This window comes from Acidimangrovimonas sediminis (assembly GCF_002871005.1).
In the GTDB taxonomy this organism is placed as follows: Bacteria; Pseudomonadota; Alphaproteobacteria; order Rhodobacterales; family Rhodobacteraceae; genus Acidimangrovimonas; species Acidimangrovimonas sediminis.
The window spans coordinates 120,442-128,335 of the sequence record NZ_PHSN01000021.1 but is presented as its reverse complement, the minus strand read 5'-3'; the positions used below and the strand labels follow the sequence as shown (position 1 = coordinate 128,335).

Genomic DNA, 7,894 nt, shown 5'->3' with positions numbered 1-7,894 from the left:
CATCGCAACACGCGATTCCCCAGGCAAAACCTCCTTCGGTGTTCCGATCTTCACGCGTCTCACTCCCTTCCCTTGCGGCCACGTGGCCCGGCCCGTCCTGTTCGGACCGAATGTATCCGGCCCCCTTTAGCATTGCGCAACAATATTTCACAAGCGATCAGCCTTGCGACGATACGACCGGGTCACATCCAGCGGCGTGTCCGCGTGGCCCAGTGCCGGTATTCCGGGCCGAACCTAGCGGCAAGCTGCGCCTCTTCGCCCATGATGAACCGCCGCCGGATCAGGGCCATGAAGGCCGGCACCAGCAGCAGGGCAAGGGGCGCGTCCCACCAGAGCGCAGCCCCCGCCAGCACCAGCGCGTCCCCCAGGTAAATCGGGTTGCGGCTGAAACGAAACACCCCGCCCGTCACCAGCGTCGAAGCGTCGCGGCGCGGGATCACGGTGGTGCGCCGCTGCACCATCTTCGCCACCGCCGCCGCCATCAGCAAAAGCCCGAGCGCCACCAGCGCCGCCCCTGCCCAACGCCCGGGCGTGCCGAAGGGATGAAATGGCACGGCGCGGCCCGAACCCCAGGCCAGCGCAAGAAACACGATCAGCCAGAGCGGCGGGATCTCGATCCGGTGCATGACGGCGGCTCCTCCCGGCGGATGCCGTGGCATGATGACCGACCGCCACCACGATGCAAGCGCCCTGAGCCTGTCCCGCGCGGGAAAGCGCCCGACGGTCCCGCGGGGCGGCCGTGGTCGGATGGGTGATCAGGTGGCGGCGGTCCCGGGCCGCGGGGGCGCCGGCGGAATCTCCTGCCCGAGGTGGGGTATCGTCAGCGGCTTGGAATTGGCGCGGTGCCGCTCCACCAGCCTCCGCGCCTTGTGGCCCGCGGCCAGCACCCGGGCGGCATGGGGCGTGGTCAGCCCGCCGTCGAAGCCGGGAAACAGCGCGAGGATCTCGGCCCGGGCGGGGGCGCTGAGCGCCCGAAGCGCCTCGCGGCCGGCCAGCAGCGTCTCGGCCTCGGCGCCGTTGGCGAAGACGATGCCGTGGCGATCGAGGAGGAAGTGCACGTAGGTCACCGGCCGATCCCCCGCGGCCAGCTCGATCCCGTCGAGACCGACAAGCCGCTTGGCCGCGATCAGCACCTCCTCCGCGCCGAACATCCGCCGCGCGATGGCCGAGCGTAGCAGGATCCGGTGCTGCGGCGAGATCAGCAGATCCCGCGCCGGCACCCCTGCCCCCAGCGCGCCCGCGCGGATGCGCACCGGGCGCAGCCAGGGCGCGCGGGCCAGCGCGGCGGGCACGAGGGTGCGCCGACCGATCCAGCGCACCGGCTGGGCGCCGGCATCGCGTGTGATCACAAGGCTGCCGCGGGTCAGCGTCGCGGCCCTGCGGGGGCCCTCGGGCGTTTCGATCATGGTGTCCGCGGTAAAGCAAGGCACCGACCCGTTCAGGTCGAGCGAGGGCGAGCCGTTGTAGACCGACTGCCCCTGGATGTAATGCAGCGTCGTGCCCGCGGGCGGGGCGTCACCCTCGAAGGTGACGCCGACGATCTTCGTGGTGTAGCCTTCGGTCACCCCGATGCCCACCATCGTGTATTCCTTGCCGGAATCGTCGTAGAGCGTGACGCTGTAGCTGGCTTCGACATAGACGGCGGGCGGGTCTGTCCAGCGGATGTCGCTGTCCGACGGGGTGTAGGTGGTGCCGTCGATCGTGGTCGGTGCGGCCAGTTCCTGATCCGTCACCGTCGCACCGCTGGTCGGGTCGCTTTCCAGCACGCCGTCGGAATCGTCGACCGAGACCGAGGCGTTGGTGGAGCCGAAGGTGAGATCGACGTTGTTCGGTGTCTCCCACGAGAAGGAATCGCCCCACTGCCCTTGGTTGAGCGTGTTGGCGTTGTTCATGGACGTGCCGTTTTCGTGCGAAAGCGTGACGCTGTCGCTTGAATATAGATTGAGAGAGTAGGTCGTCATGACGCCTGCCCCGTGGCCTGACCAACTGCTCGCCGGGGTTTGCCCCGGACATGGTACCGCGCGCCCTGTGGCCCTGCGATCCTTGCTGTGGGTATCTTGCCACATTACGTTGCAGTCAAGTCGCAACCTACCGCCGTTGCGGGTTTTCTTCGCAAGTGCAGCATTGTCGCATCTGGCATGCCTATTTCCCGGGCGCGCCCGCGGCGGCAAATGGGCGATTGCAGCCCCATTGCAGGCCCCGGCGATCCGGGCGACAGAGGGATGAAGGAAAGGACACCGCCATGACCACCGATTTCGCCGCCACCCGGGCCATGTTCCAGCTTCCCGAGGGGGTGATCTACCTTGACGGGAACTCTCTGGGACCGCTGCCCAGGGCCGCCGCCGCCCGGGTCGCCCGCACCGTGACCGCGGAATGGGGCGAGATGCTGATCACCGGCTGGAACAAGGCTGGCTGGATGGCCCTGCCCTCGGCCGTGGGCGACAGGGTGGGCCGTCTGATCGGCGCGCCCCCCGGCACGGTGGTGATGGGCGACACGCTGTCGATCAAGGTCTATCAGGCCCTCGCCTCGGCGCTGGAGATGAACCCGGACCGCCGCGTGATCCTCTCCGACACCGGCAACTTTCCCTCCGACCTCTACATCGCGGATGGCCTCGCCCGGACGCTGAAGGACGGCTACACCCTGCGCACCGTGCCCCCCGAGGACGTCGAGGAGGCGATCGACGAGGATGTCGCCGTGACCCTGATCACCGAGGTCGATTATCGCACCGGGCGCCGCCACGACATGAAGCGACTGACCAAGATCGCCCATGCGAAAGGCGCGCTGACGGTCTGGGACCTCGCCCATTCGGCCGGCGCGGTGCCCGTCGACCTGACCGGCTGCGACGTCGATTTCGCGGTCGGCTGCAGCTACAAGTACCTCAACTCCGGCCCAGGTGGCCCGGCCTTCATCTACGTCGCGCCGAAACATGCCGACGCCGCCCGCCCCGCGCTTTCGGGCTGGCTCGGGCACGAAGCGCCCTTCGCCTTCGACCTCGACTACCGCCCCGGCGCGGGGATCGAGCGGATGCGCGTCGGCACCCCGCCGATCCTGCAGCTCGCGGCGCTCGAGGCCGCGCTCGACATCTGGGACATGGCGACGATGGACGACGTCCGCGCCCAGTCGATCGCCCTCGGCGAGGCCTTCATCGCGGGGGTGGAGGCCGCCTGCCCCGACCTGACCCTCGCCTCGCCGCGCGACCCCGAACACCGCGGCAGCCAGGTGAGTTTCCGCCACCCCGAGGGCTACGCGATCATGCAGGCGCTGATCGCCCGCGGCGTGATCGGCGATTTCCGCGCGCCCGACATCCTGCGCTTCGGCTTCACGCCGCTCTACATCGGCATGGAGGAGGTAACGCGTGCCACGGAGATCCTTGCGGAAGTGATGCAGGGCGCGCTCTGGGACCGGCCGGAGTACAAGACCCGCGCCCGGGTTACCTGAGCGAGGGGGACAAGATGAGGGAGGGGGCGAAAATGCAGCTGCGCCGCTACCGCGCGTCCGATGCGGAGGCCTGCGCCGCCCTCTTTCACCGCGCGGTGCAGGTGGGCGCGGCCGGCCATTACAGCGCCGAGCAGCGCAACGCCTGGGCGCCCGAGCCGCCGCCCGCCGGCCCCTTCGGCGCCCGCCTTGCCCGGCAGATCACCTGGGTGGCCGAGGAAGACGGGATCGCCGGGTTCATGTCGCTGCGGCCCGAGGGATATCTCGACCTCACCTATGTCGCGCCCGAGCGCCGGGGAACCGGACTGGCCGCGCAGCTTTACGACAAGATCGAGGCCGAGGCGGCCGCACTGGGGCTGGCGGAGATGACGGTCGAGGCAAGCCTCCTTGCCCGGCCCTTCCTCGCCCGGCGCGGCTGGGAGCTGGTCGCGGCGCAGGAGGTCGAAAGACGGGGGGTCATGATCCCGAATTTCCGGATGCGGAAGCGGCTGGGCGCCGGGTAGGAAAGCAAAGGGGGCGCTGCCCCCTTTGGAACCCCCGGGATATTTGAGAACAGAAAGTAGGGGCGATGCCTCTTGATCCCGGCAAGGAGGCCCGGGGCGCGAGCCGGAGGGGGGCGCCGGGGCGGGGCGCTGACTCTCAGGCGCTGCGGCGGACGGCCGAGACGGGCTGGCCTTCGGCGAAGGCGCGCACCGCTTCCCCGAAGGCGCAGAACAGGCGGCGCGAGACGTCGTCCTCGCCGGCCTTGTATTCCGGGTGCCACTGGACCGAGAGGGTGAAGCCCGGCGCGCCCTCGACATAGACCGCCTCGGGGGTGCCGTCCTCGGCCTGGCCGTCGATCACGATGCGCGGGCCGGGCTGCTTGATGCCCTGACCGTGCAGCGTGTTGGTGCGCACCTCGTCCGCCCCCAGAAGCCGGGCGAAGGGCCCGCCGGGGGTGAAGCGCACGGTGTGGCGCAGGGCGAACTTTTCCTCGATCGTGCCGTCGGGGGGCATGCGGTGGTTCATCCGCCCCGGCAATTCGCGGATCTCGGGGTAGAGCGAACCGCCCATGGCGACGTTGACCTCCTGGAAGCCACGGCAGACGCCGAAGATCGGCTGGCCGCGGTCGACGCAGGCGCGGATCAGCGGCAGGGTGACGCGGTCGCGGGCGCGGTCGAAGGTGCCATGCGCCTCGGTCTCTTCCTCGCCGTATTCCTCGGGGTGGACGTTCGGGCGGCCGCCGGTGAACAGGAACCCGTCGCAGGCGCAGAGCAGATCCTCCACCTGCACCATCTCGGGATCGGCCGGGATGATCAGCGGGGTACAGCCCGAGACCTTCGCCACCGCGTCGATGTTCATCAGCCCGGCCGCGTGGACCATGTAGGTCTCGTTGAAGGCGCCCTGATTGCCGATGATGCCCACGACCGGTCGTGCCATGCTGCCACCCCTTCCGGAATTGTTATGGTTCGAGAGAAAGGATAGGCCGCGCCCGGGGGGGCGTCGAGTGGTCAGCCGTGCACAACCCTTGTTCAGCGCGCGCGGAACCGGTGTGAAACGGGCGTTTGCCCGGATTTTCGGCAACGGGGGCCGGCCAGCCGGAACGCATCAGGCCTCGGGCGTCAGTCCGGCGGCGCGGATGCCCGCGCAAGCCACCGCCGCGTCCTCCTCCGGCATCCCGCCCGAGACGCCGACGGCGCCGAGCAGGCGCCCTTCGGCATTGCGCACCAGCACGCCGCCGGGTACCGGGACAAACTTGCCGTCGAACACGCCGTTGGCCGCCCCCATCAGCACCGGGAACCGGTCCGAAAGCGCCATCTGGGTGCTACCGGGGATCTGCAGCATGGCGCTGCCATGGGCCTTGCCCTGCGCCAGGCCAAAGCGCCCGGGCGCCGCCCCGTCCTCACGCGCGAAGGCGATCGGATGGCCGCCGGGATCGACCACCATCAGCGCCATCGGCCGGAGGCCGTCTGCCCGGGCCTGGGCGAAGGCGCCGGCGATGATCGCCTGCGCCGTCTGCAGCGAGATGCCGGTCATGCTGTCCCCCCATGCGATTGCCGTCTTTCCTGCGCGGGAAAATGGGCCGGGCGCGGCGGGGGTCAAGCGGCGGGGTGGCGAGGGAGGCAGAGATGGGGCGGCAGAACCGCCGCCCCCGCGGGTCAGGCCCCGGGCGCCTGCGATGCGCGCGCGGCCTTGAGCTGGCGGCGGCGCGCGTGCAGCACCGGCTCGGTATAGCCCGAGGGCTGGATCCGGCCGCGGAACACGAGGTCGCAGGCGGCCTGGAAGGCGATGCCGTCGAACCCCGGGGCCATCGGGGTGTAGGCCGCATCGCCCGCGTCCTGGCGATCGACCGCCGCGGCCATCTTGCGCATCGCCGCCATCACCCGTTCCTCGCTGACCACACCATGATGCAGCCAGTTCGCCAGCGCCTGGCTGGAGATGCGGCAGGTCGCGCGGTCCTCCATCAGCGCCACGTCGTGGATGTCGGGCACCTTGGAACAGCCGACGCCCTGGTCGACCCAGCGCACCACATAGCCGAGGATGCCCTGCGCGTTGTTCTCGATCTCGGCGGTGATCTCGTCCTCGGACCAGTTCGCCCCCGGGCAAGCGGGATCGTCAGAAGATCCTCCAGCGTGCCGCGCGGGCCCGAGGCCTGCACGTCTGCCGCAATCTCGCGCTGGCGGGCGATCACGTCGACGCGGTGGTAATGCGTGGCATGCAGGGTGGCGGCGGTCGGAGACGGCACCCAGGCGCAGCTGGCCCCCGCCTGCGGATGGCCGATCTTCTCGGCCAGCATCGCCGCCATGAGGTCGGGCGCGGCCCACCTCCCCTTGCCGATCTGCGCGAGCCCCGCCAACCCGCAGGCCAGGCCGATGTCGACGTTGCGCGCCTCGTAGGCGGCGATCCAGGCCGAGGATTTCATCTCGCCCTTGCGCACCATCGGACCCGCCTCCATCGAGGTGTGGATCTCGTCCCCCGTCCGATCGAGGAAGCCCGTGTTGATGAAGGCTACCCGGTGACGCGCCGCGCGGATGCATTCCTTGAGGTTCACGCTGGTGCGCCGCTCCTCGTCCATGATGCCCAGCTTGACGGTGTTGAGGGCAAGCCCCAGCGCACCCTCGACCGCCGCGAACAGGCGGTCGGCGAAGGCCACCTCGTCCGGGCCATGCATCTTGGGTTTCACCACGTAGACCGATCCGGCGGTGGAGTTGCGCAAACCGCCCTCCCCGAGTCGCCTTCCCGAGCGCCGCCCTTCGCCAGATCGTGCATCGCGCAGAGCGTGGTGCAGAAGGCGTCGACAATGCCCTCAAACGCCTCGTTCCCGTCGCGGTCGAGGATCGCGGGCGTGGTCATCAGGTGGCCCACGTTCCGCACCAGCATCAGCGCCCGCGCCTTGAGGGTCAGCGGGGCGCCATCGCGGCCGGTGAATTTCAGGTCGGGGTTCAGCTCGCGCAGGATCCGGCGGCCGTTCTTCTTCAGGCTCTCGCGCAGCGTGCCCGTCATCAGGTCCAGCCAGTTGGAATAGGCAAGCACCTTGTCCTCGCCATCCACGGCGGCGACCGAATCCTCGCAATCCATGATCGAGGACATGGCGGATTCGACGCGGATGTCGGCGATGCGGGCGCGGTCGGTGCCGCCGATCGGATGCGCCGCATCACGGTCGAGGATGAGGTGCAGGCCGTTGTTCCTAAGCACCAGGGCGTCGGGATCTGCGGCATCGCCCCCGAAGCCCGCGAATTGCGCGGGATCCATCAGGCCGGTCACGTCGTCGGCACGGGCGAAAAGGCCCCCGTCCTCGATCCAGAGCTCCGTCACATCGGCCCAGGAGCCAGAGACGAGCGGCGCGATATCGTCGAGGAATGCGCGGCCCCAGGCGATGACACGAGCCCCGCGCGCGGCATCGTAGCCGCGCCCGACAGGCAGAGTCCCCAGCGCGTCGGTGCCGTAAAGCGCATCGTAGAGCGACCCCCAGCGCGCATTCGCGGCATTGAGCGCATTCATGATGGGTACGACCAGCTGCGGGCCCGGGACGCTGGCGATCTCGGGGTCGATGCCCGTGGTGTCGATCGTGAACGGCTCCCCCTCCGGCAGCAGGTAGCCGATCTCTTCCAGAAAAGCGCGATAGGCGCCGGGATCGACCGGCTGGCCCTTGCGGGCGCGGTGCCAGGCGTCGATCTGCTGCTGCAGCTCCGCCCGGCGTTCCAGCAGCGCGCGGTTCTGGGCCCCCATCCCGTGCACCGCCTCGGACAGCCCGGCCCAGAAACCGTCGGCCGCGATCCCGGTCCCGGGCAGCGCGCGGTCCTCGATGAAGGTGGCGAGCGCCGCGTCGACCTGCATCCCCCGCCGTTCCACACGTTCGACCATCCGAGCCTCCTGTGCTGTGCCGACGCGCAGGGTAGAAGGGCACGGACGGCGGCGCAACGGCGGCGCGACGGCGGGCGGGGCCGGCATTGTCGCGTTTCCGGGGAAAGCACCTTT

Annotated in this window: 6 protein-coding genes and 1 pseudogene; 2 read left to right on the top strand and 5 right to left on the bottom strand. The window is 69.8% G+C overall.

Annotation, left to right across the window (positions count from 1 at the left end):
• Positions 1–182: 182 nt before the first annotated feature.
• A complete protein-coding gene (locus CVV76_RS18835) occupies positions 183–626 on the bottom strand; it encodes a methyltransferase family protein (protein ID WP_102226228.1) in 444 nt (147 codons plus the stop codon).
• Between the two features lie 129 nt (positions 627–755).
• Entirely contained in the window at positions 756–1,961 is a 1,206-nt protein-coding gene (locus CVV76_RS18830) for a Hint domain-containing protein (protein WP_233193024.1), read from the bottom strand.
• A 281-nt stretch (positions 1,962–2,242) separates the two neighbouring features.
• Here CVV76_RS18830 and kynU point away from each other — a divergent pair, with 281 nt between their 5' ends.
• Both kynU and CVV76_RS18820 read left to right on the top strand, forming a co-directional pair.
• Entirely contained in the window at positions 2,243–3,439 is a 1,197-nt protein-coding gene (gene kynU, locus CVV76_RS18825) for a kynureninase (RefSeq protein ID WP_102226227.1), read from the top strand.
• Positions 3,440–3,471: 32 nt separating this feature from the next.
• A complete protein-coding gene (locus CVV76_RS18820; protein ID WP_158243194.1) occupies positions 3,472–3,939 on the top strand; it encodes a GNAT family N-acetyltransferase in 468 nt (155 codons plus the stop codon).
• A gap of 136 nt (positions 3,940–4,075) precedes the next feature.
• Here CVV76_RS18820 and CVV76_RS18815 read toward each other — a convergent pair whose 3' ends face one another.
• The 3 genes and pseudogenes from CVV76_RS18815 to CVV76_RS18805 all read right to left on the bottom strand — a co-directional run bounded on the left by CVV76_RS18815 (position 4,076) and on the right by CVV76_RS18805 (position 7,780).
• Positions 4,076–4,855, bottom strand: coding sequence for a gamma-glutamyl-gamma-aminobutyrate hydrolase family protein (locus CVV76_RS18815; protein WP_102226225.1), 780 nt, complete (start codon positions 4,853–4,855; stop codon positions 4,076–4,078).
• A gap of 168 nt (positions 4,856–5,023) precedes the next feature.
• Positions 5,024–5,452 carry a GlcG/HbpS family heme-binding protein gene (locus tag CVV76_RS18810; protein WP_102226224.1) on the bottom strand — a complete coding sequence of 143 codons (429 nt, stop codon included), beginning with the start codon at positions 5,450–5,452 and terminating at the stop codon, positions 5,024–5,026.
• A gap of 122 nt (positions 5,453–5,574) precedes the next feature.
• Positions 5,575–7,780 (bottom strand): annotated as a pseudogene (locus tag CVV76_RS18805) (malate synthase G).
• Between the last annotated feature and the right edge of the window lie 114 nt (positions 7,781–7,894).